Source organism: Thiohalocapsa halophila (assembly GCF_016583825.1).
Lineage (GTDB): Bacteria > Pseudomonadota > Gammaproteobacteria > Chromatiales > Chromatiaceae > Thiohalocapsa > Thiohalocapsa halophila.
The window spans coordinates 86,719-113,706 of sequence record NZ_NRRV01000002.1 but is presented as its reverse complement, the minus strand read 5'-3'; the positions used below and the strand labels follow the sequence as shown (position 1 = coordinate 113,706).

The window sequence follows — 26,988 nt, the reverse complement described above, 5'->3', positions numbered from 1 at the left end:
GCTTTCCGATATTCTGATTTTCTTTTGACCGCCCGACGTTTTCGCGGCCCCGGCGTGTGTGAGCGGCGGGTCGTCAGGCATCGGGCCCAGCGGGGGTCGACCAGACAATGAACGCAGAAGGCGTGGATCAAAAGCGCAGACGGGTGCTCGTCACTGCAACGAGTGCCGTCGGTGCCGTGGGCGTGGGCTTCATCGCCGTGCCCTTCATCTCCTCGATGAACCCGAGTGCGAAGGCGCGCGCCGCCGGCGCGCCGGTGCAGGCCGACGTCAGCAAGCTGGAACCCGGCGCGCTGCTCCGCGTCAAATACCGCGGGCAGCCCATCTGGGTCGTCCGGCGCACGGACAAGATGCTGGAGGCGCTGCCTACGCTGGAGCCCAAGTTGGTGGATCCAGACTCCGAAGTGGAGTCCCAGCAGCCGCCTTATTGCGCCAATCCGACGCGGTCGATCAAGCCGGAATACTTCGTCGCCATCGGCATCTGTACCCACCTCGGCTGCTCGCCGACCTACCGGCCGGAGTTCGGGGCGGACGACTTGGGTGCCAACTGGAAGGGCGGATGGTTCTGTCCCTGCCACGGCTCGAAGTTCGACCTTGCCGGAAGGGTGTACAAAGGCGTGCCTGCACCCACCAACCTGGTGATTCCAAAACACAAGTACGTCAACGAGAACACCATCCTCGTCGGCGAGGATGAAGGAGCGGCCTGATGAGCTCAGATACCACGGCTACCGCTGCGGATCAGGCCCCGGGGGGCTTCCTCGGCTGGCTTGACAAGCGCTTCCCGGTGATGGCGGTCTGGAATGACCACCTCGCCCAGTACTATGCACCGAAGAACATGGGCTTTTGGTCCTTCTTCGGCTCCCTTGCCCTTGTGGTGCTGGTGCTGCAGATCGTCACCGGTCTGTGGCTCGCCATGTCCTACAAGCCCTCCGCCGAAGAGGCCTTCGCGTCGGTGGAGTACATCATGCGGGATGTCAACTGGGGTTGGCTGATCCGCTACATGCACTCAACGGGCGCATCTTTCTTCTTCATCCTGGTCTACCTGCATATGTTCCGTGGGCTCATGTGGGGTAGCTATCAGAAGCCGCGCGAGCTGCTGTGGATCATCGGCGTCGTCATCTACCTCGCCATGATGGCCACCGCCTTCTTCGGCTACCTGCTGCCTTGGGGACAGATGTCCTACTGGGGCGCGCAGGTCATCGTGAATCTGTTTGCAGCGGTGCCTGGTGTCGGCGAGGAGCTGTCCACCTGGGTGCGTGGTGACTATGTCATCTCGGACACGACGCTGAATCGGTTCTTCGCGTTCCACTTCGTCATTCCCTTCGTCCTGGCGGCGCTGGTGTTCCTGCACATCGTGGCACTGCACACCGTTGGCTCCACCAACCCCGACGGCGTGGAGATCAAGAAAGGACCGAAGGGCAACAAGTGGAGTGACAGTGCGCCGTCGGACGGCATTCCCTTCCATCCGTATTACACGGTGAAAGACATCGTCGGCCTCACGGTTTTTGCGGCGATCTTCTCCTTGGTGGTCTTCTACGCGCCCGAGCTTGGCGGTCTGTTCCTGGAGGCGCCCAACTTCCAGCCCGCCGATCCGCTGAAGACACCGGAGCACATCGCGCCCGTGTGGTACTTCACGCCCTACTACGCGATGCTGCGTGCCGTGCCTCCCATCGGCGGCTCGCAATTCCCGGGCGTGGTGGTGATGTTCGGGGCCATCCTGATCCTGTTCCTGATGCCCTGGCTGGACCGCAGCCCGGTCCGCTCCATCCGCTACAAGGGCATGCTCTCGAAGATCTTCCTGGGCGCCTTCGCCGTGTCCTTCGTGGTGCTGGCCTACCTCGGCCTGCAACCGGCGACGGAGCTGTACACCTTGATGTCGCAGATCTTCACCGTGGTGTACTTCGCGTTCTTTCTGCTGATGCCGATCTACACCAAGCTCGAGAAGACCAAGCCCGTGCCGGAGAGGGTCACGACATGAACAAGCTCCTGATCGCCGGCATCCTGCTGCTGCTTCCCTTCACCGTCGGCGCCGCCGGCGGCCACGGCCCGGAGCTGGAGGATGCCAACATCGACTTGAAAGACAAGGCATCGCTGCAGCGCGGCGCCAAGTACTACGCCAACTACTGCCAGGGCTGCCATTCGCTCAAATACATGCGCTACCGGCGTATGGCCGAGGATTTGGGCATCCCGGAGGACGAGCTTCGCGAGAACTTGATCTTCGGTGACGCCAGGCCAACGGACATGATGACCAACGCGGTGCGGCCCGCGGATGGGGAGCAATGGTTCGGCACCGAGATTCCGGATCTGAGCCTGGTAACGCGTTGGCGTGACCCCGACTGGGTTTATACCTATTTGAAGACCTACTACGTCGACGACTCGCGGCCCTACGGCGTCAACAATCTCGTGTTCCCCAAGGTGGGTATGCCGCATGCTCTGAGTAATCTTCAGGGTGTCCAAAAGCCCGTCTATGCAGAGCATCACGGCGATGGCGGCGGCGAGCCGCGGGTGGTGGACGTTGAGCTGGTGGAGGCTGGCGAGCTGACGACTGAAGAGTACGACACCATGGTCCGGGACATCACCAACTTCCTCACCTATGTCGGCGAGCCCTACAAGCTCGAGCGTCGCAGCCTGGGCCTCTATGTGCTGCTCTTCCTGGGCCTAATGTTCATTCTCGCCTACTACCTGAAGAAGGAATTCTGGAAAGACGTGCACTGAGGACCGCGCCAGGCACGCCTGGCAGGGCCCCCCCTGGCAGGGCCCCCCTGGCAGGACCCCTTGGCAAGACCCAGGCGGCCGGCCGATGCGACGCAGCCCGAGCGTCGCTGATTGCCGCCATCAGCGCCCGCGCTTCCCCGGCCACCACGTCGGGGGCCGCGGGCGCTGACGTCTGTGCAAGGCGCCGAACATCGGGTCGGGGCCGGCGGCAGCGGGCTCTTGCCAGCCCTGCATAGCAGCCTTGCGTCCGGGAAATGGACAAACCCGATTCGGTGTATCCTAGCGGCTCGGATGTCGATATCTGCCGCCGTGCAAGTTGCCGGCGCGCCACGCTTCCGTAGGACACACGCCCCTGGATTGCCGGCAGCCAGGCGGGCGTCGCCGATGTGCCATGCCGGCGGCTGCCGAGAGTTGAGGTGTGATGACGCTCTTCTCCGATCCGAAATGTCCCTACTGCCACCGCGTGCGCATGGTGCTGGCGGAAAAAAAGATCAACATCACCATCGTCGATGTGGATGCTCAGGACCTGCCGCCCGAAGTCCTCGAGGCGAATCCCTATGGTACCGTGCCCACATTGGTGGATCGCGACTTGGCGCTTTATGAGTCCCAGATCATCATGGAGTATCTGGACGAGCGTTTCCCGCACCCGCCGCTGCTGGCGGTAGATCCGGTGGGGCGGGCGAACGCCCGCCTGCTGATGCACCGAATCGACCGGGATTGGTACTCGCTCGTGGGCCAGATCGTGCACGGAGACGACGCCGCCGCCACGGCGGCCCGCGACGCGCTGCGCGATAGCCTCACCACATCGGCGCCTATATTTGCCGCGAGCGCCTTCTTCATGAGCGACGAGTTCTCGCTGGTGGACTGCTGTATCGCACCATTGCTGTGGCGGCTGCCGGCGCTGGGCGTGGATCTGCCGGCCGCCGCCGTCGCCGTGACGGAGTACAGCACCCGCCTGTTCGAGTGGCCGTCTTTCCGGCGCAGCCTGTCGGAAGCCGAGCGCGAAATGGTTGCCGACCTGGCCTGACGCCGCATCCGATCATCCTCCTGAGCCGCCGCATTGCCAGCACCGTTCATCCGGTGACCGCCATGACCTCCAACCGCCCCTATCTGATTCGCGCCATCTACGAGTGGATCATCGACAATGACATGACGCCACACCTGATGGTGGACGTTGAGCACCCCAGCGCGATCGTCCCTATGGAGTTCGCGGAGAACGGGCGTATCGTGCTGAATGTGGCGCCGCAGGCCGTGCATGGGTTTCAGATCGGCAACGACCTGATCCACTTCTCCGCCCGCTTCGGCGGGCAGCCCTTCTCCATCGAGCTGGCGCCACAGGCCGTCGTTGGCCTGTTCGCCCGCGAGAACGGCCAGGGCATGCTGTTCCCGGATGAGGAGCCGACCGAGGACGAGGCGGCCGACGCCGACGCGGCCGGCGGCGGTGAGGACGTCGCCGGCGATGACGACAGCAAGAAGCCCTCGCGCCCCAATCTGCGCGTCATCAAATAGCCTCCACAAGGCTCGGCGAAAGCCCGATTCAGGGCTCGAAGCGCCCGCGCGCCGCCCCGTCGTCGGGCCCGCCATCTGGGTTGGTATCATCCGGCTCCAGCCACAGGGACTCCAGCCGCAGCCCGAGCAGTGCCAGCTGGCCGGTACGTCGCTCCACGCCGTCGCTGCTGAACTCGAAGCGATAACGCCGGCGCAGCCTCACGCCTCTGGGCGTCCACACGAGCGCCATACCGCGCAGCGCCACGGCTTGATCCAGCAACTGCACATCGGCCCGCTGGCAGGCGCGGCGCGCTTGCGCGAGTGCCAGCTCGCGGGCTCTGAGCGTATTCAGCCATAGCCAGCTGACGAGCAGCACCACCAGCAGGGCGCCCAAGCTATCGATGGTGAGGCTCACGGCATTGCCAAGGGAGCGGGCAAGGACATTGGATTGCGCGGCGGAGGCTCAGGCTCCGGGATCCAGCTCGCCGGCGGCACTGTCCTCGGGGGGTGTCAGCGGCAGGGAATTGCTGCGACCCGCGGCCACCAGCGCACGGGCCTCGTCGGCTGGGCCGAGCATGACTGCGATGGGGTAGGTCTGGGTATTCGCGCCGAAGCCGATCTTGAGTGCCATGGTCAGGGGTACCGACAGGAACATGCCGGAAGGCCCGAGCACCCAGCCCCAGAAGATCAGCGACAGAAAGACCACCAGTGTGGACAATCCCAGCCCCTGACCCATGACGCGCGGCTCCAGGAAATTGCCGATGGAGACGTTCACCACCATGTACCCGATGGTCACCAGCAGCGCGTCCTCGACACCGAGCTGGATCAGGGCCAGCATGATCGGCGGTACCCCGGCGATGATGGAGCCGATGGTGGGCACGAAGTTCAGCAGGAACGCGAGCATGCCCCACATGGCCGGAAAGTCCACGCCAAGGAAGCGCAGCCAGGCCCAGAGCAAAACGCCGGTGAGCACACTGGTGCAAAACTTGAGAAACATGTAGCGGTTGATGGTGTGCATCACCTCGTGCAGGTGGCTCAGCGAAGCCTCCGGCTGCCGCAGGGCCGCACGCAGCTTGCTGGGCAGGCTGTTGGCCTCGAACAGGATGAAAATCACCGTCAGCAAAATCAGGAAGGCGTTGGTCAGCACGCCGCCGATCCCTCGGATCAGCTCCGTTGCCATGCCGAAGATGCGGCCTGGGTCGATGATGGAATTGACCGCCTGGCGCGAGACATGGATGCCGACGTTGTCGAGCCAGGTGACGAGCTCTCCGGTCAGGCCCTTCACCCGCTCCTGATAGCTCGGCAGGCTCGCGTTGAAATCGTTGAGCGAGCCGCTGAACAGCCCCACGACGGCGCTCCCGGCCCCGACAAGTGTCGCCACTACCACCAGCATTGCAGCCCACGCCGGCAGGCCGTGGCTGCGCATGTATTGCAGCGGCGGCACCACCAATACTGCGATGAACACCGCCAGCAGGAAGGGGGTTACCAGGTTCGACGCCGATTTCAGCCCGGCCACCACCACCACGAAGGCGCCGGCCACGAGCAGAAAGCGCGCCGCCGGAGTGAAGCCGTTTTGCTCTGCCATGGACATGCGCAGCGTTTAGAAGGCCGGCAGCCCGCTGTGCAGTAGCCAAGCCGCGAGGCTGTCGTCCCAGCGCCAGTCTTGGCGATCCAGCACCCGCTTCACTCGCTGCTCGTCCTCCAGGACATAGTCGATCTGCACCAGTCTGAGCGCCTTACCGTCGGGCGTGATGCTCATGGGGCGGACCACTTCGAGGCTCGTGACACGGATGTTCTCCAGCGGCTCCAGGTCCAGCTCTTCGCGCGCGTCCGGGTGCAGCAGCTCGACGGCCGCGCGCCAGTAGCCCCAGCGCAGTGCCTCGCGGTAGGCGTTGGTGCTGGCCTGGAGCGCGCTGGCTTTGCGCTCGCGCTCCATGTTGGCGCAGCCGGGCAGGGCGAGCACGGCGGCGAGCCCTAGGAGCAGCGCCGGCAGCAGCGCTGGTGCGACGGGAGCATAGCTGGGCATGGCAAGGGACTGCGTACGGAGGGGCGGACTTGGCGGCCGGTGTTGGCCGACCTGACGCAAGATCGGCTCGGCTGCATCATAAACCCCGCTTCGGCGCCGGCCAATGCCGCCGCGGCCACCGGTGGGCGCAGGGGTTGCGCTATCATGCACTGTTTGACCCCAAGGAGCCCGTCGCCGCCGTGACAAGCCCCCCGGAGAACCCGCAGCCCAGCCCCCAGCCGCACCCCCAGCAGGATGCCGCCGCGGGCGCGGCGGCCCCGGAGCCCGTCAAGGAGGTCCATCTGCACGGCGCCGAGATCCAGCTGCTCGGCACGGCACATGTCTCCCGCGCCAGCGAGGCGCAGGTGCGCAAGCTGCTCGCCGGCGCCGGCGCCGGCTCCGGTGTGGGCTTCGACGCGGTCGCCGTGGAGCTCTGCCCGAGCCGCTTCGAGTCCCTGACCGACCCGGATCGGCTGAACCGCATGGACCTCTTCGCCGTCGTTCGCGAGCAGCGCGTCTATGTGGTCTCCGCGAGCCTAGCCCTGGCCGCCTACCAGCAGCGGCTCGCCGATCAGTTCGGCATCGAGCCCGGGGCCGAACAGCGGGCCGCCATCCAGCTGGCGCACGAGCGCGGCCTGCCGGTGCTGCTGGTGGACCGCGATATCGGCGTCACGCTGCGCCGCGCCGCGGCCAATCTGGGCTGGTGGAAGCGCCTCAATCTCTTCTCCGGGCTCCTGGCGGGTATGCTCTCGCGGGAATCCGTCAGCGAGGAGGAGATCGAGCGGCTCAAGCAGGGCGACGTGCTGGAGACCACCTTCGCCGAGTTCGCCGCGGACCGCGCAGACCTCTTCGAGCCCCTCATCACCGAGCGCGACCGCTACATGGCAGCCCGCCTACGCCAGGAGCTCGCCGCCGGCGGCCACCAGCGGGTGCTGGCGGTGCTCGGTGCCGGTCATCTCGCTGGCGTCGCCGAGCAGCTGACGGCGCCGGGTGCACTGGCCGCGGATCCCGCCGAGACCATCGCCGCCCTGGATCGGGTGCCGCCGCCGTCACGCTTCTGGCGGGTCTTTCCTTGGGTGGTGGTGACCGCCATCCTCGGCGTCTTCGCCTACGGCTTCACCCGCAGCCAGGAGCTGGGCTGGAATCTGATCTGGGACTGGGTTCTCATCAACGGCGGGCTGTCGGCACTCGGCGCCGCCGTCGCCGCCGCGCACCCGCTGACCGTCCTGGTAGCCTTCTGCGCGGCACCACTCACGTCTCTGAACCCCACCATCGGTGCCGGTATGGTCACGGGCGCCGCTGAGCTCATGCTGCGCCGCCCGAGTGTCGGCGACTTCGGCGCGCTGCGCGACGACGTCACCACGCTGCGCGGCTGGTGGCGCAACCGCGTCTCGCGGGTGCTGCTGGTGTTCATTCTCGCGAGCCTCGGCTCCGCCGTCGGCACCTATATCGCCGGCTTCCGCATCGTTGGCCGGGTTATCGGCGCCGGCTAGTCACTCATCCTCACCGGCATCGGCGCAGGCCCCTAGCTCGACTCTGACCGACGCAACACCCGCCAGCGCTTGCTGTCCTCGCTAGGCGCCTAGCCAAGCTACGCCTGACAGAGACGGTGAGCTAAGCCAAAGCCTCGGGCGTGAGCGCATCCCTGATCACATCCAGCACCTCGTCCAGGTGCTGGAAGCCATGGTCGCCGCCGGGAAAGGCCAGCACCCGGGCACAGCCGCGGTAGAGCGCCGCCGCCGCCCGGGTGTCGATGATCTCGTCGTCCAGGTCCAACAACAGCGTCGTGGGTGCTGACAGGTTGGCGCAGGGCCGGGCGGGGGCATAGTCGCGGGTCTGATCCGCCAGCTCACGGGTGAGCCGATAGCGCTCGCCGGTGGCCGTCACCTGCTCGCCGAGGTGCCCGCGCAGCTGTGCCCAAGGCCGCAGCGCCGGGTTGATCATGAACAGATGCGCACAGGGTAGGCGGGTGATGAGCCAGCGCCCGTAGAAGCCGCCCATGGAGCTGCCCACCAGCACCGGCGGCCCATGGTCCGCGACCACCTGCTCCAGCACGGCCGTGAGCTGGGCCGCGGCCTCGTGCGGGCGGTGTGGGGCATAATCCGGCGCCAGCACCGGCAGCGGGTCCAGGGCGTCGCGCAGGCGGTTCGCTTTGTCGGAGTTGCCGGAGCTGTTCAGGCCGTGCAGGTAAATGAGCATGGGTCGGTTGGCGCCAGTCGCTTTTGATGCAGCGCAGCATTGTACAGTCTCGCGTCGGCGCGCGGCAGCCGCCGGCTGGCTCGCGCGTCTTGATCTGCGGCCCGCCTACGCAATCTTCTCCTAATCACCCGGGCCGCCGCGCCCGCCGCCTTTTGAGGGGCTGCCATGTCCGACTCCGTGCTCCCCGCGCTGCTCCAGTCCTATCTCGACGAGCTGGTGCCGGACCGCCCGGCGGAGCTGCGCGCCATGGAGGCGCTCGCCGCCGCCGAGGGGTTTCCGATCATCGGTCCGGCTTGCGGGCAGCTGTGCTACCTGGTCGCCCGCATGGTCGGCGCAAGGCGGATCTTCGAGCTGGGCTCGGGCTTCGGCTACTCCACCGCTTGGTTCGCCCGGGCCCTCAAGGAGACCCATGGCGATGCCGGCGAGGTGCATCACACCGTCTGGGAGCAGGACCTATCGGAGCAGGCCCGCCGGCACTTGGCGGCGCTGGGGCTGCTGGACCTTGTGCGCTTCCACGTGGGTGAGGCCGTGGCCGCGCTCTCCGCGCAAGCCGGTGGCTTCGATCTGATCTTCAGCGACATCGACAAGGAGGACTATCCGGCGTCGCTGCCGGTGATCGAGCGCCAGTTGCGCCCCGGCGGCGTGCTCATCGTCGACAACCTGCTCTGGGGCAACCGCGTCCTCGATCCTGCCGCCGACGACCCGGCCACCGCCGGTATCCGCCGCTTCACCCGCCTGATTGCCGACAGCCCGCAGTGGACCGGCAGCATCCTGCCCATCCGCGACGGGCTGCTGCTGGCGCTGAAGCGCTGATTTGCGGCCGCGCTGGCGCAGCGTGCGGCGACCCTCGCCCGGCTATACTGGCGGGCAAAGTGTTTCAGCCGAAGGTCCCCGCGCTATGTCTGCCAAGCAGCCGAGTCCCACCGAGCGTGTCGAGGCGTTGTTCGAGGCGCTCACCAGCCATTACGGCGACGGCGACGATCGCGAGCTACGCGCCGCCGCCAAGCTCTTGTTGGTGGCCCTGGACAAGATCCGCACCCACGGCGGGCGCAACTGGCCCTCCCTGCTGGACGAGTACATCCAGATCGTCAAGCATGACCCGGAGCGCTTCGCGCGCATGCTCCAGTCCAACAGCAGCAGTTCTTCCGATGAGCTGTTGGCCTAGCTGTCCGCACCGACGGCTTTACCGGCGCTGCGGTCGGCGGCAGGCGGCCTCCTGCGGTGTGCGCAGCTTCGGTGAGTGCCTGTGCCGCGTCGCTTGGCTTTGACTTGGCGGGCGCCGACTTGCAAGCGGCCCGTCGGGCGGTCGGGCTGCAAGCCTCGGTGTCTGCGCTGCGCCTGACCCCGGCGCTTGTCGTTATACTGGCGGGCGCGCGCGGCGCGGCTCGCGTCGGCGCCGATCGCCCCTATTGTCCGCGGTAACGCGCAGCAACCAAACCGGCCGCAGCGGCCGTTCAGGAGCCTCTATGGACATCGGCCAGGCGAACGAAGAGTTCGGCATCGCCGGCGTGCTCAGCATCTGTGCCGGCGAAGGCGGCTTTCCGATCATCTGCATCGACAACGAGCACGCCCGCGCGGAGATCTCCAGCTATGGGGGGCAGGTGTTGTCCTTCCACCCGCAGCGGGCGGCGCAGGACCTGCTCTTCGTCAGCGAGTATGCCTACTTCCAGCCTGGCAAGGCCATCAAGGGCGGCATTCCAGTGTGCTGGCCCTGGTTCGGGCCGGACCCGGAGGCCAAGGGCCGCCCGGACCACGGCTTCGTGCGGGCGCGGCAGTGGCGGCTGCTGGGCACCGAGGCCATGGTGGACGGCAGCACGCGGGTGCGCCTCGGCTGCCGCGACGACGAGGCCAGCCGCGCGCTCTGGCCGCACGCCTTTGCGCTGGAGGTGGAGGTGACCGTCGCGGACACCTTGGGCGTGGCGCTCACCACCCGCAATACCGGTGAGGCGCCAATCACCGTCACCCAGGCATTGCACAGCTATTTCAAGGTGGGCGACGTGCGCCGGGTGCAGGTGCTCGGCCTCGCGGGCTACGAATACATCGACAAGGTCGCTCGCAGCGAGCCGGGCGCGGCCGACCCCGGGCAGGTCGACGTGCACATCACCCAGTCCGGCCCCATCAACTTCGACGGGCCCGTGAACCGCATCTATCTGGACACCGGCGAGCGGCTGGTCATCGACGACCCTGCGCTGAGCCGCCAGATCCGCATCGACCGCGAGGGCAGCGGCTCCGCGGTGGTGTGGAACCCCTGGATCGAGCAGTCCAAGCAAATGGGCGACTTCGGCGACGACGAATACCTGCAGATGGTCTGTGTCGAGACCACCAATGCGGCCGCGGATGCAGTCACCATTCCCGCCGGCGGCAGCCACCGCCTCGCCAGCCGCTACGGACTGGTGCATGACTGACGCGCGTGCCGACAGCGCAGTGGCCGGCGAGGGCCCGGCGGCGGGGCACTGGGCGCAGTGGCTGGACTGGGCGCAGGAGCAAGGGTCGGCGGTGCCCGAGGATGCCGCCTTCCAGCATGCGCGTGCCCAGGTCTGGGCCGCCAGCGAATTCGCCGCCCTCACCGCCGCCCGCAGCCCGGAGACACTGGCTCGGCTCATCGCCGAGGACGCCCTGAGCCGCGCACCGGAGGCCGGCGAGCTGGATCGCCTGCTCGCCAAGGAGCTGGAGCACCTGTTCCCGGACGCCCCGGACGAGCCGGGCCTGGCGCGCTGTCTGCGGCGCTTCCGCCGCCGGCAGATGCTGCGCATCGTCTGGCGGGACCTCGCCGGCTGGGCGAGCCTGGACGAGACCCTGGAGAGCCTCTCCGCGCTGGCGGACACCTGCATCCAGCGCGCACTGGAGCTGCTCACGGCCTGGACCGAGGCCGAGCTCGGCGTACCCGAGGACGCCGAAGGCCGCCGCCAGCGCCTGCTGGTGCTGGGCATGGGCAAGCTCGGCGCCCGCGAGCTCAACATGAGCTCGGATATCGACCTGATCTTCGCCTTTCCGCACACCGGCGAGACCCGCGGTGGTCCCCGACAGCTCACCAACGAGCAGTTCTTCACCCGGCTCGGCCAGCGGTTGGTGCAGGCCCTGGACCAGGTCACCGTGGACGGCTTCGTCTTCCGCGTGGACACCCGGCTGCGCCCCTTCGGCAGCGCCGGGCCGCTGGCCATGAGCTTCGATGCCATGGAGGGCTACTACCACGCCCAGGCGCGGGAGTGGGAGCGCTATGCCATGACCAAGGCGCGGGTTGTGGCCGGGCCACCGGGGCCGGCGGCGGCGCTGATGGCCATGCTGCGCCCCTTCGTCTACCGGCGTTATCTGGATTTCGGCGCCATCGAGTCGCTGCGCTCGCTCAAGGTGATGATCGCCCGCGAGCTCAAGCGCAAGGGCATGGAGCACAACATCAAGCTCGGCCCCGGCGGCATCCGCGAGATCGAGTTCATCGGCCAGTCCTTTCAGTTGATCCGCGGCGGACGCGAGCCGGAGCTGCGCATCCCGGCCATCCAGCCTGTGCTGACGCGCCTCGGCGAGAAGGATCTGCTCACCGCCGCCGACGTGGCGGCCCTGACCTCCGCCTATCGCTTTCTGCGGCTCACCGAGAACCGTCTCCAGGCCTGGCAGGACCGCCAGACGCATGTGCTGCCGGAGAAGCCGGAAGCCCGGCAGCGGCTCGCGCAGAGCATGGGCTTCGACGACTGGCCGGCCTTCGCGGCGGTACTCGACGACCAGCGCGAGCGGGTGCAGCGCTGCTTCGAGGCCATCTTCGCCGAGCCCGGCGGCGGCGAGCACCCCCTGGCCGCGCTCTGGAGCCGGAAGCCGGACAGCGACGAGATGGAGCGGCTGCTGACCGAGCACGGCTTCCGCGAGCCGGCGGCGGCCGCGGCGGCCATTGCCGACTTCCGCGAAGCCGCCACCCGCCGGGGCTTGAGCACCCGTGCCGCCGAGCACCTGGACTGCGTGGTGCCGGCGCTACTCGCCGCCGTCGCCGAGAGCGATGTTCCGGACCTGGCCCTGCCGCGGGTGCTGAGGGTGCTGGAGTCCGTGCTCGGGCGCACCGCCTATCTGGCGCTGCTCGCAGAGCACCAGGACGTGCTGCGCCAGCTGGTGGTGCTGAGCGCGAAAAGCCCCTGGTTCGCGGAGCGCACGGCCAAGCAGCCGCTGCTGCTGGACGAGCTGCTGGACCCGCGCCGGCTCTACGAGCCCCTGCGCCGCGCGGACCTGGAGCAAGAGCTGGACGTGCTGCTCGCCACCGTCGGCGAGGACGACCTGGAGCAGCGCATGGAGCGCCTGCGCCAGTTCGTGCAGGGCAATAAGCTGCGCACGGCGGCGGCGGACATTACCGGCGTCATCCCGCTCATGGTGGTGAGCGACTACCTGACGGAAATCGCCGAGGTGGCCACGGAGCGCAGCCTGGCCATCGCCTTCTGCGATCTTACCCGGCGTCACGGGCTGCCGCCCGGCACGGCGCTCACCCAGCCCGGCCTGCTGGTGCTGGGCTACGGCAAGCTCGGCGGCATCGAGCTCGGCTACAACTCGGACCTGGACCTGGTGTTCCTCTACGACGAGGCCCTGACGGAGGCGTCCACCGAGCCTACGGCGGCGGACCAGCGCGTCGTCAGTGGCAGTCAGTTCTACGTGCGCCTGGCGCAGCGCCTCATCCACATCATGACCACGCCGACCTACTCCGGCGTGCTCTACGAGATCGACACCCGCCTGCGCCCGGACGGCGACAAGGGCATGATCGCCCGCACCCTGGCCTCCTTCGCCAACTACCAGCGCGAGGAGGCCTGGACCTGGGAGCACCAGGCGCTGGTGCGCGCCCGCCCGGTGGCCGGCGATGCCCGCCTCGGCGAGCGCTTCCAGCAGATCCGCGCCGAGATTCTGCAGCTGCCGCGCGACCCGGCTGAGGTCCGCAACCGCGTGCGGGACATGCGCGCGAAGATGCGCGCGTCATTGGACAAGAGCCGGGAAGGCCGCTTCGACCTCAAACAGGGCCGCGGTGGTATTGCCGATATCGAATTCATTGTTCAATATTCGGTGCTTCGCTGGGCCGCCGAGCACCCGGAGCTCACGGTCTGGACGGACAATGTGCGGCTGCTGGAGACCCTGGACCGGCTCGCATTACTGCCCGGCCTCGCCGCGCAGGAGCTCACCGACGCCTACAAGGCCCTGCGCACCGCCTACCATCGCAACGCCTTGCAGGATTCGCCCGGGCTGGTATCGGACAGCGAGCTGGTGGCCGAGCGCGAGGCCGTCGCCGGACTCTGGCAGCAGCTGATGGACTGACGCGCTCAGGCGTGTCTCGGTGCGCGCCCCGGTCAAGCCCGCCCGCGAGCTTCGACAGCGCAGACCGCAGGGCGTTGTCAGCCGACCCCATGCCGCCTCCCCAGCGCGCTGTAAACCCTGTCTCAACGGAGAACGACAATGAGCATGGCCGACCGCGATGGCGTGATTTGGCACGACGGCGAGCTCGTGGACTGGCGCGACGCCAACACCCATGTGCTGACCCACACGCTGCACTACGGCATGGGGGTCTTCGAAGGGGTCCGTGCCTATGCCACCGAGCGCGGCGCGGCCATCTTCCGGCTCCAGGACCACACCAAGCGGCTCTTCAACTCCGCCCACATCCTGGGCATGCGCCTGCCCTATGACGCCGACATACTGAACACGGCCCAATGCGCCGCCGTACGCGAGAATGGGCTCGAATCCGCCTATATCCGGCCCATGCTCTACTACGGCCCCGAGGGCATGGGCCTGCGTGCCGACAACCTGAAGGTGCACTGTATCGTCGCCGCCTGGCATTGGGGCAGCTATCTGGGCGAGGAGAGCATTAAGCACGGCATTCGCATCAAGGTGTCGTCCTTCACCCGCCATCACGTGAACATCACCATGTGCCGGGCCAAGGCCAACGGCAACTACATGAACTCCATGATGGCCTTGCAGGAGGCCGTGCGCGACGGCTACGACGAGGCCCTGCTGCTGGACGCCGAGGGCTATGTCATGGAGGGCAGCGGCGAGAACGTCTTCGTCGTCCGCGACGGCGTCATCTACACCCCGGACCTGACCTCCGCGCTGGACGGCATCACCCGCAAGACCGTCATGGCCCTGGCCGCGGACATGGGCTTAGAGGTCATCGAAAAACGCATCACCCGGGACGAGGTCTACATCGCCGACGAGGCCTTCTTCACCGGCACCGCTGCCGAGGTGACCCCCATCCGCGAGGTGGACGGTCGCGCCATCGGCAGCGGCACCCGCGGACCCATTACCGAGCGGCTGCAGACCAAGTATTTCGACGTGGTGCACGGGCGCAGCCCCGAGCACCTGCATTGGCTGACGCTGGTCTGAGGCGCGAGCCGAATCCATGCTGTACACCGTGAAGGAGCCTCATCCATGCTGAAGTCGCGACGCGACCGGCCCTCCCAGCCCGCCGCGAGCCCGCCGCCAGCGGCCGAGCCAAACGTACGCACCGTCACCCGCAAGGACCTGCCCCTGTCCTGCCCGATGCCGGATGCAGAGGTCTGGAACATGCACCCACGGGTCTATCTGCCCATCGAGGATGATCCGAATCATGAGGCGATCTGTCCGTACTGTGGGGCGAAGTATAAGTTGAGGGACGAGTGACGAGTGACGAGTGACGAGTATCGAGGGCTGAGGGCTGAGGGCTGAGGGCTGAGGGCTGAGGGCTGAGGGCTTGAGTGCCTCCTCTTCCCTCGAAACTCGACACTCGCCCCTCGAAACTCGAAGCTCGCCCCTCATCAATCCATGAGCACTGAGCCAGACTCCTCCGACAGCTGCGGCTTCGCGTCGCTCGACCTCGTCGAGCCGCTGCTGCGCGGCATCGCCAAGGCCGGCTTCGAGACGCCGACGCCGGTGCAGTCCGCCGTGATTCCGCCGGCGCTGGACGGCCGCGATCTGATGGCCGCCGCGGCCACCGGCTCCGGCAAGACGGCGGCCTTTCTGCTGCCCATCATGCAGCGGCTGCTGGCCTCGCCGGCGCCCCGGGCCGGCACCCGCGCGCTGGTGCTGGTGCCGACGCGGGAGCTGGCCTACCAGGTGCTGGACCATTTCCACGCCCTCGGCAGCTACTCCCGGCTCACGGCCGCCGCCATCGTCGGCGGCGACCCGCGCAACCACCAGGTCAACGCGCTGCGGCGCAACCCGGAGATTCTCATCGCCACGCCGGGGCGTTTCTTAGAGCACCTGGAGACGGGCGAGGTGGACCTCACCGACCTGGTCTTCCTGGTGCTGGACGAGGCGGACCTTATGCTGGACATGGGCCTCGTCGAAGACGTTGTCGCCATCATCACCCAGGCCCCCGCTGCGCGTCAGTCCCTGCTCTTCTCTGCCACCTTGCACCGGCGCGGCGTGCCGGAGCTTGCGGCGCACCTGTCGCGAGACCCGCTCACCGTCACGCTGGATCATCATCGCAGCGCTCACCCGGACATCGACCACCAGCTGATCCTCGCCGATGACCCGGCGCACAAGGCGCGGCTGCTGCATCGGCTGCTGATGGAGGCGGACTACGAGCGCGCTCTGGTATTCAGCAACACCCGCGCCGGCGCAGAGGCGGCGGCGGCTCGGCTCGCGGATCTCGACATCCGCTGCGCCGTGCTGCACGGGGAGCTGGACCAGCGCGAGCGCAAGCGGGTCATGGGCCTGTTCCGCGACGGAACTGTGGCGGTGCTGGTGGCGAGCGACGTTGCCGCCCGCGGGCTCGACGTGCCCGGTGTGGAGCTGGTGGTCAATCTGGACGTGCCGCGCAGCGGGGACGACTACCTGCACCGCAGCGGGCGCACCGGCCGCGCCGGGCGGTCCGGGCTCACGGTGTCGCTGGTGAGCGCGCCGGAATGGAACCGCATGGCGGGTATCGAGCGCTATCTCGGGCTCCATGTCGAGCAGCGTACGCTGGACGGGCTGGATGCGCTCTTCCGGGGCGCGCCGAAGCGGCGAAAGCCGGCCAAGAAGGCGGCGGCCCGCCCGGGAGCCAAGCGCGCTGCCGGAGCCGCCAAGGCGAAGCCCAAGGCCGGCGCTAAGGCCGGCGCCAAGTCCAAACAGCGACTGCGGGATCGCAAGAACATCGGCAAGCGCCGCCAGCCTGCCGCCAAGCCATCCGGGGACGGTGTCGAAGCCGGCTTCGAGCCGCCGAAGCGGCGGCATTGACGCCGGCCAAGCCGAGCGCCGGCGCGTGCGGCGAAGCCGCTGCCCGCACAGCTCGCCCCATACGAAAGAAAGGACGCAGTCCTATGGCCCACAGCTTCGAATCGAACAACCGCGTCGCCGGCAAGCTCATGCAGCGGCTCACCGCGCCGATGCGCCTGGCACTGGAGGCTCGCGCCCCGTGGGAATTGGGCGCCAATATTGCCGCGCAGCCGCTGCTCGCCACCGCCCCGAAGGGCGACGGCCATCCGGTGCTGGTGCTGCCGCTCATGTTCGGCAGCGATCTGAACACCCTGCCGCTGCGCGGCTTTCTCTCCGGCCGCGGCTATGCGGTCTCTGCCTGGGGGCAGGGCGTGAACCTGGGCCCCCGCGCCGGGGTGTTCGACGCCTGCCGCCGCCGCCTGGCCGAGCTCGCGGAGGGCTACGGCCGAGCGGTGAGCCTGGTGGGCTGGAGCCTGGGCGGCCTCTATGCCCGGGCGCTGGCACTGGCGGCGCCCGGCGAGGTGCGCCAGGTGCTCACCCTGGGCACGCCCGTCGACGGCGAGCCCCGCCCCGCCGACCTGTGGCGCGGATACGAGCGCCTCACCGGCCATCCCATGGGTCTGCCGGCGGAGCTCGGCGACCTGCACGGAGCGCTGCCGGTGCCCACCAGCAGCCTTTATAGCCGCAGCGACGGCATCGTGCCCTGGGAGCACAGCATCATCCCCAGCGGACCCGAGGCCGAGAACATCCAGGTGGAGTCGAGCCACCTCGGCCTCGGCGTGCATCCGCTGACCCTCTACGCCATCGCCGACCGTCTCGCCCAGCCCGCCGACGCCTGGCAGCCCTTCAGCCGCGAGGGCTTGCGGGCCTGGCTCTATCCCGAGTAACGGCGTTCTGGCCAGACTACGGGAGATACGCCCTTGAAGACCTCGGTAGAGACCAGCTCGCTCGGCGTTGCCTAGACGGCTCCCATTGGTCTGCCAGCATTGCAATCATTGTCTTAAGTGTAGGGCCGGGCCTTGGCCAACCTGCTCGTCAGAAACCTCGATCAGCGTATCGTCGATGCGCTCAAGCGCCGTGCCGCCGGCCATGGCCGCAGCGCGGAGGCCGAGCATCGGCTGATCCTGGAGCAGGCGCTGCTGTCCCCGCCCAAGCGCAGCTTCGCCGAGGTCCTGGCCTCCATGCCCGATGTCGGCGAGGACAGCGACTTCGAGCGCGCCGAGACCAGGGAGCGGGCTGCGGGTGTATTTGATTGACATCAACGTCATCAGTGAAGGCGGCAAGGGCGAGAAGGCGGACCGGGGCGTCCGTGCGGTTCTTCCAGAGCGCTCGCAACGACGGCCGCAAGCTGTTTCTATCCGCCGTCACCGTCGGTGAGCTGCGCCGCGGCGTCGAGCTGATCCGCCATCGCGGCGACACGGATCAGGCGGAGCGACTGGCACGCTGGCTCGAGACCGTGCTGCAGGACTACGCCAGCCAGATCCTGAGCCTGGACGCCGACGTGGCGCAGGTCTGGGGCCGGTTGCGCGTGCCCCACCATGAGAACGCCCTCGACAAGCAGATCGCGGCCACCGCGCTGGTCTACGACCTGACGCTGGTCACCCGCAACAGCAACGATTTCACGGCCACCGGCGTGCGGTTGCTGAATCCGTTTGGGCAAGCGACCACACCGTGACCGAGAAAGTCCCCATGAAGGAGTCCCAGGATCGCGTTGCCGAAGCCCCCGAGGCCTTCGAGCCGCCGGCCAAAACTGACGCTGCCGTGCCGTCATCCCCAGACGCGACGAGCCAGGACCAGGCCACGACCCTGGAAGACGGCATGCTGCTGGACTACATCAGCAACCAGCCGGTCAAGGACACAGCCAAGGAGCAGGTGCGCCAGCGCATCGCCCGCGATCGGTCGCAAGGGCGTGGTCAAGATCCGCTCGCCGGAGGAGGCCGAGAAGGACTTCGCACTGCTCAAGGCGGCAATGGCCGAGGCCGACAGCTGTCTCTGGGGCCTGTGGACCAACGGCCTGGACTTCTTCTACTTCGAGAAGGAAACCACCCGCTTCGACGTCAAGTTCCGCTCCATGGGCGACTGGCCCCTGGCGGACGAGACCATCGGCACGCGGCTCTTGGCCTCCGGCGCCCGGCTGCGCAAGGCCGAGCCGGAGATGCTCAAGGCCGCTTTCCGGCGCTGCCACAACTTCATCCCAGGAGATCGTCGGCGACAACCTGCGCGGGGATCGCGGCCAGTACTTCACGCCCCGTGGCGCGGTGAAGCTGATGGTGCGGATGCTGGACCCCAAGCCGAATGAGCGCGTGCTGGATCCGGCCTGCGGCACCGGTGGCTTCCTGGCGGCCACTGTTGCGCACCAACTCGCCCGCTACAAGCGCGACACCGTAAGCGGCGCCGACGGCGCCGAGCCGGACACGGCCGATGCACTGAGCGCCGCCGATGCGGTGCGTCGCTATGTACAGACCAACCTGTTCGGCTGCGACTTCGACCCGGCCTTGGTGCGTGCGACGACGATGAACCTGCTCATGGCCGCCGGCGACCGCGGCCACGTCTTCCACCTGGACAGCTTGAGCTTCCCGCAGGGCCACCTGGACGGCCTGCCCGCGGCCAAGAAGGAGATCCCCTTCGGCACCATCGATGTGCTGATGACCAACCCGTCCACGACCTCTATGCGGCAGGGCGGCGCCGGGAGATCGTGCAGGGGTTCTACTTCAACAGCTGGATGGGCGGCGACGAGCCGAACGCGGACCGGCTGCTGCGGCTGTTGGCTGAAGTGGACCCGGGCTTCGCCACCGATCCGCGGCTGGACCGGGCTCTGGCCTTCGTCGGGCCCGCCGCGGACACGGGCGGGGCGACCGCCGGTTTCGGCCCCTTTTCCTTCGCCGGCCGGGGCGGGTATGACCGCGACATCCTGCAACGGCTGTTCGACGACCTCCCGCGGGACCTGGGCGGCCAGCCGGGCGGCGAGACCGCCGCGGCCCATCGGCACTTTTTGACCATGGCCCGCCGCCGCGCCTTCTTCGAGCGCCGCGACGGCGGCTGGCGCACCATGCTGCCGTATCGCTCGAGCGAGCGGATGCTGGCGGCGATGACGGCCGGGACAGAGACCAACGGCGAACGGCAGGCACTGCTCGCACGGTTGCTGCCCGATTTGATCACCGGCATCAACCGCGGCGAGGGCTTGAGCGAGCCGGCGCGGCTCGGAACCGCCACCGGCACGGATCCCAATGCCGGCGGCAGTCTGGCACTTCAGGTGCGGGAGGTGGAGAACGGCACCATCCGCAGCTATCGGCTATTTCCGGCGGCGCGCTTCTCGCTGGCCGTGGAGGACGCGGCGGTGGGCTTGCGCTTCGTCGAGCACATGCCGAATGCGCTGTTGCTGCGCTACCACGGCCCTGCCGGCGATTCGGACCCTGCGGTGAATCGAGATGCCGCCGCGCTCACCATCGACCTCGATGTCTTCGAAATGCTGATGCGGCTCAACGCCGGTTATCGACCGACGGTGGAGGAGCAGCAGGGCCATTACCTGAACCTGATCGTGTTCAAGAACCTGTTGGGCTCCGAGCCCTATCGGGAGGTGCTGCTCACCACCACCGGGCATGACTTCTTCCGCGTGCAGCGCGAGGACGATGGGCGGTTGACGATGGAGCGCCTGGGCGCAGGTTTCGCCGCCGGGCGGGCACCCGGGTGAGCACGTTGGACCGGGGCCAACTGGACCAGCATTGCGCTTCGTGTTGGGTACGCGGCTCTTCATGACTTGCCCCGTCTACGGGTATCCCGTACATTCTGGTTTGTGAGAACAGTCATCGAAACGCCGACATTTTCAACCTGACGGCCGAGGGCGTTGTCTATCTGATTGCGCTCTACGGCAAGTCGCATCGGGACAACATGCAGGCGGAAGCCATCAAGAGGGCGAAATCGTGAACGTCGACAAGATTGCCGAGGCCATCGAGCGCGATGCCGGCGGCGAAGTCCCGGGGCTGCGCGACGGATTGGCGGAAATGGCGGCCGGGCGCGCCGGCCGCGCCTACACGGCTGAGCAGCTGTTGGTAAAGGCCGCCCGAGAACGCCTGGGCCTGTCTCAGCAGGCCTTTGCCGATCTCATCGAGACGCCGGTGGCGACGCTGCGCGATTGGGAGCAAGGTCGATACGCCCCGCCCGGCGCGGCGCGATGCCTGTTGGAGATTGCGCTGCGGCATCCGGAAGTGCTGAACGAAAGGGCGGCTTGAATCGCAACCACCCACGCGCGTCAGGGGAGAAGCAGATGGGCCTATCCAAGCGCGACACGGAGATGGGGCTGCACAAGATCAGCTACCTGGAGTTTAAGTACCTGGAAATGGATCGGGTGCTCACGGCCTTCTTCGCGCGACTGGCGCACGATGGCTTTCCGAGCCGGCTGCGGCGCAAGTTCGAGCTGTCGGTGGAGGCCTTCACGGACGAGCTCCTCGCGCATCCGGAGTGGTTCAGCGGATTCCAGGGCCACCGCAAGGTGTTGGAGCGCTGGATCGAGACTCACCTGCTGGACCTGGTCAACCGCGGCAAGGCCAACCAGGCCGTCGCCGCGCCGCGGCCGCTGCATGGTTTCACCTATCGCTTCCGCAATCCCAGGCACGCACGGGACTACGGCGCTGCCCAGCACTTGTACGAGATGCTGTTCTACGCCCGGCACGGGGCCGGGCAAAAGGCCATCGATCACTTGAAGCGGTTCTTCTTTCCGGGGCAGGACCCGGGTACCGGGTGCACCGACGACGCGCTGCTGGACGTGGAGACCCAGGCCTTGAGCCGCCTGCTGAACCAGGTGGAGGACGCCCCGGACTCCCGCAATGACCGTGACAGCTGGCCGCCGCTGTGCATTGGTGCAGCAGACCTGCTGGCGGACGACGTGCAGCGGCTCTTGTTCTACGAGCGCTTCATTCCGCGCTCGGTGATGGTGGACTACCTGAAGACGCTGCTGGCGTTCCACCTCGCCTTCGATGCCCCGAGTATCGATGACCGCCGCGCACTGCGAGAGAACCAGCGCGCCTTCGTCGCGCGCCTGCGGGAGATCGGCTTCTACCGTGATTTGTCCGATGCCTATGTCGCGCAGACCGTTACGCCGCGCTACCGCATTGGTGAGGCACCATCTACGGGCGGAGCGAGCGGCGGATAAGGAGACATGATGCGCGGACTGCGGCCACTGGAGCCCTATGAGCTGGCGCTGGCGGTGGAGGAGACGGTGGCCCCATTGCTCGCCGAGACGGTGCGTGGGCGTGGCGCTGGCCACTGCATGCGGGTGTCCGATCTGGACCGGGACCTGATGCTGCGGCTTTGCACCCGGCTGCGGGAGGAGGTCTCGGAGGCCAATATCGTCATCCTCAGCGACGGTCGGGACCCGTCCATCCCACCGGCCCTCGGCGTCAGCGCCACCAAGCTGGTGGAGCTGCGCAACCCGGAGGCCGACGGCCGCCTGCGACCGCCGCTGCTGGCATTCGTGCCCTCGGAGCTGCGCACCGCCGCGGAGGATTCCTTTGGTACCGCGACCTTCGAGGAGCTGACCCTCGGCGAGGTGCTGCCACGGTTGCGCACAAGCCTGCTGGAGGAACTGCCGACTGCGCTGCGCGGGGCGCTGACCCAGGGCCTGGGTCGCCTGCGCGACGGTGATGAGCCCTGGCCCTTTGCGGACGATGCGTCCGTAGTGCGCTGGCTGCTCACGGCCAAGGCGAACGGCGCAGATCCGGAGAGCTACGGGGGGGCGCTGTACGAGATCGGCCTGGTCCCGGACTTCGAGCTGTTCGCCGATCCGGCAACGGCGCCGGGGCGATTGACCCGCAATCGGGACTGCATGCGTCGGCTCACTTGGTCCGAGGGCTCGGAGCGGGCACGGGTGTCGGCGCTGGGACTGGCGGAGCGGGCCTTCCGCAACCAGCTCGGGGAGTACCTGGCCGATGCCGGGCTGCTCGATCCGCGCGGTTGGACCCGACAGATCGTGCTGGACCGCAACCTGTGGCCGCTGGCCTTTCATCGCTGGGCCTTCGAGGATGGCGGCACGGAGCCGGAGGCGATCTGCATCCAGGAGGTGACCACGGATCTGCCGGTCGTTCCCGAGGACGAAACGGACCCCAAGCTCTCGCAACTGATCGGCCAGCAGATCCTTCCGCTCGGCGGCACCGGCAAGCCGGGCGGGCTGCGCAAGTTCTCCGTGGGCTTCGCGGTGGACCCGGCGCCGTCGCGGGTGCAGGGACTGGCGCGGTTCGCGGCGCAAGTGATTTCCCGCGACCATGGCCCGGTGGGGCTGGTGCGCACCAAGCAGGCATGGAAGACGGGCACGCTCAGCGCGCGGATCGGCTTCACGCGGCTGACCAAGGTGGACTGGGAGGAGGGTTGGCACTTTGTGCGCGTGCTGGCGCAGACCGAGGACGGCGAGCTGGTGCCACTGGCGGATATTGACGGCAATCCATTGCCCTGGGCCGCAGACAGTGAGCTCGGGGTGCCGCACCCGAACGAGAGCGAGCTGTTCTACGTGCTTCCGGAGTCCGAAGTAGACGTGGAGCCGCCGCAACGTGCGACGCCGAAGGCAGTCAGCGTGACCCACGCGCAACGGCTGCTGCAATTCACCGCGATCAGCGAAGGCCGCCACCCGCACGCTATCCAGCCCACCGAGGTGCAATGGGCCGAGCGCCGCACCGCGAGCCGCGTCGGACACGGCAGCGAGACCATCGAGGCGCATTTTGGCCGCGATGGGCGGGTGCAGGTGCCGGTGTCGCGGGTACTGAAACAGGTGGAACAGAAGATCCTGGCGGCGCCGGACGGGCCCGTGTCCTGGCGGCTCGCCGTTGTGCTGGGCGAGGCCGGCGACAGTACGGGCGAGGTGAGCCGTTGGCCGTCCGGTCCGGAGTGCAGCGCTTTTCTTCAGGCTCGGGCGGCCTACTTCGCGGCACTGCGGGCCGACACCCGGGAGCTGATCACCCAAGGGGCGGACTTGAGCGCCCTGCGGACCGAGGTCTTTCGCTACGCCAGTGCCTACGTGGAGCTGCTGCAGACCCTTGCTCGCGGCGCCGGCGCCCATGAGCCCGCGACGCGCTCGCGGGCGCTGTCGGACCTGAGGCGTGTGCTGACGGTGGATGCCGTGACCCTGGCCATCACGGACCACCGCGACCGGCAACGCAACGCCGTGCTGATGGCGCCCACTCATCCGCTGCGCGCGCTGTGGCTGGTGGTTTGGGCGGAGCTGGGTCGGCGGTGGCTGGATGCCGGCATCCGCGCGCCGAACGAGTTTCTGACGAGCACGCGCGAGGCCCTGCTCGAACAACTGGGTCCGGTCGCCTTTCCGCCGATGTTGCCCAACGCGGTCGGCAGTGTGCTGACAGCGGTGGAGAATCTGAGCCCGTTCTGGAGCCTGTATGCCCGAAGCTGCGGCTCGCGGTGCTGCCGGCAGCGGCGTTTCGTGCCGAGCCGGAAGCCCACGCGGCTCATCTGACCTTGCTGTTCGATCTATTCCCGGCGGAGGAGGTGGGTGCGGCCAGGGTAGACCCACGAGAGGCGGTCGCACCGCTCCACGGGTTGATTCAGGATTTTCATGTCGAGTACGTAGAGGACGCGACAAACGTGTCCTGGCATCGGCAGCCGCGGCACGGCTCCGCGCTGCCGCTGGTAGACGCCGAGGAACTGACCGATCTGCTCGCAATCTTGTCGGAGCGTCTTTCCGCTGCGGCGGCGACAGTAGCGACCGGGGAGACCGGCCTGACGCTGCGACCGGTCGTGACGCTCGCTCTCGGCGGGGAGGAGCGGGCACTGCTGCATCAGGTGCACGAGGTCAGCGACTGGGTGATGACGCTTGACCGGAACCTGGGCATCGAGTTCTTCGACCACGGGCGCATGGTCAATCGGCCGGACTATCTGATCGACCATTCACCGGCGGGGCTCGAGCTCTCGGGGCACAAGCTGGTGATCACATCCCGCTCGGTGACGGAGCTGGAAGCGATGTTGCGGCCGGTGTTGCGGGACTATCGGCTGGATGCCGACGGGCGGCATGCGGTGGCGATTCTGGAGCAGTTGCGCTCGCTGTCCGGACGGCTGGCGCTGAAGCTGATTTCGGCGCCTACACAACGGGCCGAGGCGCTCGGCCTGGCGCTGTCGCGGATGTATCTGGAGCACCAGGGGGCATTCGAGAACCAGATCGTGATCCCGCTGGACGCGCACCTGGACCTGTACCGGGCGCTGAAACAGAAGGCGGACGAGCTCGGGGAAGAGGTCAGCTTCAAGCGGACGGACTTGGCGCTGGTGGACCTGGACGCGGCGGCGCGCGTGATCACCTGCCGCCTGGTGGAGGTGAAGTGCTGGAGTCAAGTCGGCGACCTTGCTGCCTTCAACCAGCTCAAGACCAGCGTCGCGGCGCAGATTGAACAGAGCCAGATGGTACTGGCCCATCACTTCGATCCGCACCACACCCCGGCGGACCGGCCGGATCGGCTGGTGAAGACACGCGAGTTGACCGCACTGCTTGAGCTCTACCTCGATCGCTCCGAGCGCTATGGAATCATCGCACCGGCCGCCGCCGACGAGGCTCGGTTCCTGCTGCGCACGCTGGAGGATGGCTATCGGCTCGCGTTCACACGGAGCGCCGTGATCTTCGACTTCGAAAAGCCTGGCACCGAGGCCCCGGAGATGGACCAGGGCGTCGAGTACCACCGCATCGGCGTGGATCTGATCCGCCAGCTGGTGGAGGCGGCGGCGCCGTCCCCCGAGACGACGATCGCGCCGCCGAGCGATTTGGTGATGGCGGCTCCGGAGCCGGAGCGTGCACCGCGCGGCCCGGAGCTGGATGAGCGTCGCGAGCGCGCACCGTCCGTGCCGACGTTGACCGATGCGGCTTTCATGAACCGCATGCGGGATCGCACCGTATCGTGGGAGCGCATGGAAGCGGGTACTGGACCCGATCGTGCGTACCGTCCGGACGAATCGAGCGGGTCGCTGACGTCCAAGGTTGCCGATGATGATGGCTCCGAGGGGAAAGCACCCCATCGGCATGCAGCGGGAAGGGATGATGATCCGCCTGCGGCCGATCGAGAGTGCGTCTCAAGGCTCGACGAAGGCCACCCGGATGTGACGGCGGAGTCTCATGCGACGCCGACCAACCACATCGACGAGGTCGCTGGGACGTCATCACCGAGGCAGGAAGCGGCGCATCCTGACAATGGGCCAGACTACGATGTGATGCTGGGCGTCACCGGCGACTCACCGCAGTACGGCCTGCTCGGCGAGTGCAACAGCCGCAAGGTGGCGTTGGACCTGAACCAAACCCACACCATCAGCCTGTTCGGCGTGCAGGGCGGCGGCAAGAGCTACAGCCTGGGCACGACTGCTGAGATGGCATCGCTGGTGATCCCGCGGATCAACCGGTTGGTGCAACCATTGGCAACGGTCATCTTCCATTACAGCCCGACCATGGACTATCGGCCCGAATTTACGTCCATGGTGGACCCGAACGATGACAACGAACAGCTCGGGCGACTACGCGAGCGTTATGGTGCAGAGCCAGCCGCCCTGGAAGATGTCCTGCTGCTCGTGCCCAGCGACAAGCTGGAAGAGCGGCGCGGGGAGTATCCGGGACTGACGGTACTTCCGCTGAAGTTCTCCGCCGCCGAGCTGCAAACCGCTCACTGGCGCTTCCTGATGGGCGCCGTTGGTAACCAGGCGACGTATCTGCGGCAACTGAACCGGGTCATGAAGTCGATTCGCGACGAGGTCACGCTGGAGGGCCTGCGGGCGGGCATCGACGCGTCACGGCTGCCCGATCATCTCAAGGAGCTGGCCCGCATGCGCCTGGACCTGGCGGCCGAGTATATCGACGACGGCGAGCGGCTTGCCGAGCTGATTCGCCCCGGCCGGCTGATCATCGTGGACCTGCGCGATGAGTTCATCGAGAAGGATGAGGCGCTGGGGTTGTTCGTCGTGTTGCTGCAGCTGTTTGCCGACGCCCGCTACGATGGCAGCAGCTTCAACAAGCTCGTGGTCTTCGACGAGGCCCACAAGTACATCGACAGTCCGGACCTCGTCGCGGGGCTGGTGGAAGTCGTTCGGGAGATGCGCCACAAGGGGACCAGCATTCTGGTGGCCAGCCAGGACCCGCCTTCGGTGCCGGTGTCGCTGATCGAGCTCTCCAGCCAAGTCATCCTGCACAAGTTCAATTCTCCGGCCTGGCTCAAGCATATCCAAAAGGCCAATGCCGCATTGGCCGGGCTGACCCCGTCGCAGATGGCCCACCTGAAGGCGGGTGAAGCCTACGTCTGGTCAAGCAAGGCCTCGGACGATGCCTTCAGCAAGGGTGTGGTGAAGGTCCGCATGCGTCCACGGGTGACGCGGCATGGGGGTGGAACCAAGACAGCCATGGGTGTTACAGGCTTAAATCCTGGTCCACAGCAATAAACGAGGTCTCACGCACCCCGTGAAGGCCATGGGCGTCGCGGTTGAGCCGA

26 protein-coding genes and 1 pseudogene are annotated in these 26,988 nt (G+C 67.5%); 23 read left to right on the top strand and 4 right to left on the bottom strand.

Annotated elements, in window-relative coordinates; genetic code table 11:
• Positions 1-107 precede the first annotated feature (107 nt).
• From petA to CKO31_RS01630, 5 genes are all read left to right on the top strand, one after another.
• Positions 108-704, top strand: a complete 597-nt coding sequence (gene petA / locus CKO31_RS01650) for a ubiquinol-cytochrome c reductase iron-sulfur subunit (RefSeq protein ID WP_200233397.1) — start codon at positions 108-110, stop codon at positions 702-704.
• Positions 704-1,975 (top strand): cytochrome b, encoded by a 1,272-nt coding sequence (locus tag CKO31_RS01645; RefSeq protein ID WP_200233396.1) that lies wholly within the window; start codon positions 704-706, stop codon positions 1,973-1,975. Before petA ends, CKO31_RS01645 begins: the two co-directional genes overlap by 1 nt.
• Entirely contained in the window at positions 1,972-2,712 is a 741-nt protein-coding gene (locus CKO31_RS01640; protein ID WP_200233394.1) for a cytochrome c1, read from the top strand. Before CKO31_RS01645 ends, CKO31_RS01640 begins: the two co-directional genes overlap by 4 nt.
• A 421-nt stretch (positions 2,713-3,133) precedes the next feature.
• Positions 3,134-3,739: a glutathione S-transferase N-terminal domain-containing protein gene (locus CKO31_RS01635; RefSeq protein WP_200233392.1), complete on the top strand. Its 606-nt coding sequence runs from the start codon at positions 3,134-3,136 to the stop codon at positions 3,737-3,739.
• Between the two features lie 62 nt (positions 3,740-3,801).
• Entirely contained in the window at positions 3,802-4,221 is a 420-nt protein-coding gene (locus CKO31_RS01630) for a ClpXP protease specificity-enhancing factor (protein ID WP_200233390.1), read from the top strand.
• Between the two features lie 28 nt (positions 4,222-4,249).
• On the opposite strand, the gene CKO31_RS01625 is transcribed toward CKO31_RS01630, so the two are convergent.
• The 3 genes from CKO31_RS01625 to CKO31_RS01615 are packed head-to-tail and all read right to left on the bottom strand — an operon-like array spanning position 4,250 to position 6,226.
• The gene (locus CKO31_RS01625) at positions 4,250-4,615 is read right to left on the bottom strand and encodes a DUF3301 domain-containing protein (protein ID WP_322789067.1); all 366 of its coding nucleotides are present in this window, start codon (positions 4,613-4,615) and stop codon (positions 4,250-4,252) included.
• Between the two features lie 48 nt (positions 4,616-4,663).
• Positions 4,664-5,785, bottom strand: coding sequence for an AI-2E family transporter (locus CKO31_RS01620; protein WP_200233389.1), 1,122 nt, complete (start codon positions 5,783-5,785; stop codon positions 4,664-4,666).
• 15 nt (positions 5,786-5,800) lie between these two features.
• Positions 5,801-6,226, bottom strand: coding sequence for a hypothetical protein (locus CKO31_RS01615; protein WP_200233386.1), 426 nt, complete (start codon positions 6,224-6,226; stop codon positions 5,801-5,803).
• A gap of 281 nt (positions 6,227-6,507) precedes the next feature.
• Here CKO31_RS01615 and CKO31_RS01610 point away from each other — a divergent pair, with 281 nt between their 5' ends.
• On the top strand, positions 6,508-7,698 hold the full coding sequence (locus CKO31_RS01610) for a TraB/GumN family protein (protein ID WP_207147917.1): 1,191 nt from the start codon (positions 6,508-6,510) through the stop codon (positions 7,696-7,698).
• 121 nt (positions 7,699-7,819) lie between these two features.
• On the opposite strand, the gene CKO31_RS01605 is transcribed toward CKO31_RS01610, so the two are convergent.
• Positions 7,820-8,404 carry a YqiA/YcfP family alpha/beta fold hydrolase gene (locus tag CKO31_RS01605; RefSeq protein ID WP_200233383.1) on the bottom strand — a complete coding sequence of 195 codons (585 nt, stop codon included), beginning with the start codon at positions 8,402-8,404 and terminating at the stop codon, positions 7,820-7,822.
• Positions 8,405-8,569: 165 nt separating this feature from the next.
• Between CKO31_RS01605 and CKO31_RS01600 the strand changes: the two genes are divergently transcribed.
• The 17 genes and pseudogenes from CKO31_RS01600 (at position 8,570) to CKO31_RS01520 (ending at position 26,938) form a co-directional block, all read left to right on the top strand.
• Complete coding sequence (locus CKO31_RS01600; RefSeq protein ID WP_200233382.1) at positions 8,570-9,217, top strand: O-methyltransferase; 648 nt, start codon at positions 8,570-8,572, stop codon at positions 9,215-9,217.
• Positions 9,218-9,302: 85 nt separating this feature from the next.
• On the top strand, positions 9,303-9,569 hold the full coding sequence (locus CKO31_RS01595; RefSeq protein WP_200233381.1) for a hypothetical protein: 267 nt from the start codon (positions 9,303-9,305) through the stop codon (positions 9,567-9,569).
• 301 nt (positions 9,570-9,870) lie between these two features.
• The gene (locus tag CKO31_RS01590; protein ID WP_200233380.1) at positions 9,871-10,809 is read left to right on the top strand and encodes a D-hexose-6-phosphate mutarotase; all 939 of its coding nucleotides are present in this window, start codon (positions 9,871-9,873) and stop codon (positions 10,807-10,809) included.
• Positions 10,802-13,681, top strand: coding sequence for a bifunctional [glutamate--ammonia ligase]-adenylyl-L-tyrosine phosphorylase/[glutamate--ammonia-ligase] adenylyltransferase (glnE, locus tag CKO31_RS01585; protein WP_200233379.1), 2,880 nt, complete (start codon positions 10,802-10,804; stop codon positions 13,679-13,681). The genes CKO31_RS01590 and glnE overlap by 8 nt, the downstream gene beginning before the upstream one ends.
• A gap of 138 nt (positions 13,682-13,819) precedes the next feature.
• Positions 13,820-14,740 (top strand): branched-chain amino acid transaminase, encoded by a 921-nt coding sequence (locus CKO31_RS01580; protein WP_200233378.1) that lies wholly within the window; start codon positions 13,820-13,822, stop codon positions 14,738-14,740.
• A gap of 45 nt (positions 14,741-14,785) precedes the next feature.
• Positions 14,786-15,016 (top strand): zinc-finger domain-containing protein, encoded by a 231-nt coding sequence (locus tag CKO31_RS01575; protein ID WP_200233377.1) that lies wholly within the window; start codon positions 14,786-14,788, stop codon positions 15,014-15,016.
• A gap of 141 nt (positions 15,017-15,157) precedes the next feature.
• Positions 15,158-16,555 carry a DEAD/DEAH box helicase gene (locus CKO31_RS01570; RefSeq protein ID WP_200233376.1) on the top strand — a complete coding sequence of 466 codons (1,398 nt, stop codon included), beginning with the start codon at positions 15,158-15,160 and terminating at the stop codon, positions 16,553-16,555.
• Positions 16,556-16,638: 83 nt separating this feature from the next.
• Positions 16,639-17,421, top strand: coding sequence for an esterase/lipase family protein (locus CKO31_RS01565; protein WP_242475060.1), 783 nt, complete (start codon positions 16,639-16,641; stop codon positions 17,419-17,421).
• 132 nt (positions 17,422-17,553) lie between these two features.
• On the top strand, positions 17,554-17,790 hold the full coding sequence (locus CKO31_RS01560; protein WP_200233374.1) for a FitA-like ribbon-helix-helix domain-containing protein: 237 nt from the start codon (positions 17,554-17,556) through the stop codon (positions 17,788-17,790).
• Positions 17,791-17,843: 53 nt separating this feature from the next.
• Entirely contained in the window at positions 17,844-18,209 is a 366-nt protein-coding gene (locus CKO31_RS01555) for a type II toxin-antitoxin system VapC family toxin (protein ID WP_200233372.1), read from the top strand.
• Between the two features lie 234 nt (positions 18,210-18,443).
• Entirely contained in the window at positions 18,444-18,833 is a 390-nt protein-coding gene (locus tag CKO31_RS01550; RefSeq protein WP_200233370.1) for a hypothetical protein, read from the top strand.
• Positions 18,802-19,131, top strand: a pseudogene (locus tag CKO31_RS27470) (N-6 DNA methylase); the annotation flags it as partial. The gene CKO31_RS01550 and the pseudogene CKO31_RS27470, both read left to right, overlap by 32 nt.
• A 98-nt stretch (positions 19,132-19,229) precedes the next feature.
• Complete coding sequence (locus CKO31_RS01540) at positions 19,230-20,225, top strand: hypothetical protein (protein WP_322789070.1); 996 nt, start codon at positions 19,230-19,232, stop codon at positions 20,223-20,225.
• Positions 20,226-20,454: 229 nt separating this feature from the next.
• Positions 20,455-20,763 carry a helix-turn-helix domain-containing protein gene (locus tag CKO31_RS01535; protein ID WP_200233358.1) on the top strand — a complete coding sequence of 103 codons (309 nt, stop codon included), beginning with the start codon at positions 20,455-20,457 and terminating at the stop codon, positions 20,761-20,763.
• Positions 20,764-20,798: 35 nt separating this feature from the next.
• On the top strand, positions 20,799-21,683 hold the full coding sequence (locus tag CKO31_RS01530) for a methylation-associated defense system protein MAD7 family protein (RefSeq protein ID WP_200233356.1): 885 nt from the start codon (positions 20,799-20,801) through the stop codon (positions 21,681-21,683).
• A gap of 6 nt (positions 21,684-21,689) precedes the next feature.
• A complete protein-coding gene (gene mads8, locus CKO31_RS01525) occupies positions 21,690-23,990 on the top strand; it encodes a methylation-associated defense system ATP-binding protein MAD8 (protein WP_200233354.1) in 2,301 nt (766 codons plus the stop codon).
• A gap of 2 nt (positions 23,991-23,992) precedes the next feature.
• The gene (locus tag CKO31_RS01520) at positions 23,993-26,938 is read left to right on the top strand and encodes an ATP-binding protein (RefSeq protein ID WP_200233353.1); all 2,946 of its coding nucleotides are present in this window, start codon (positions 23,993-23,995) and stop codon (positions 26,936-26,938) included.
• Positions 26,939-26,988 lie beyond the last annotated feature (50 nt).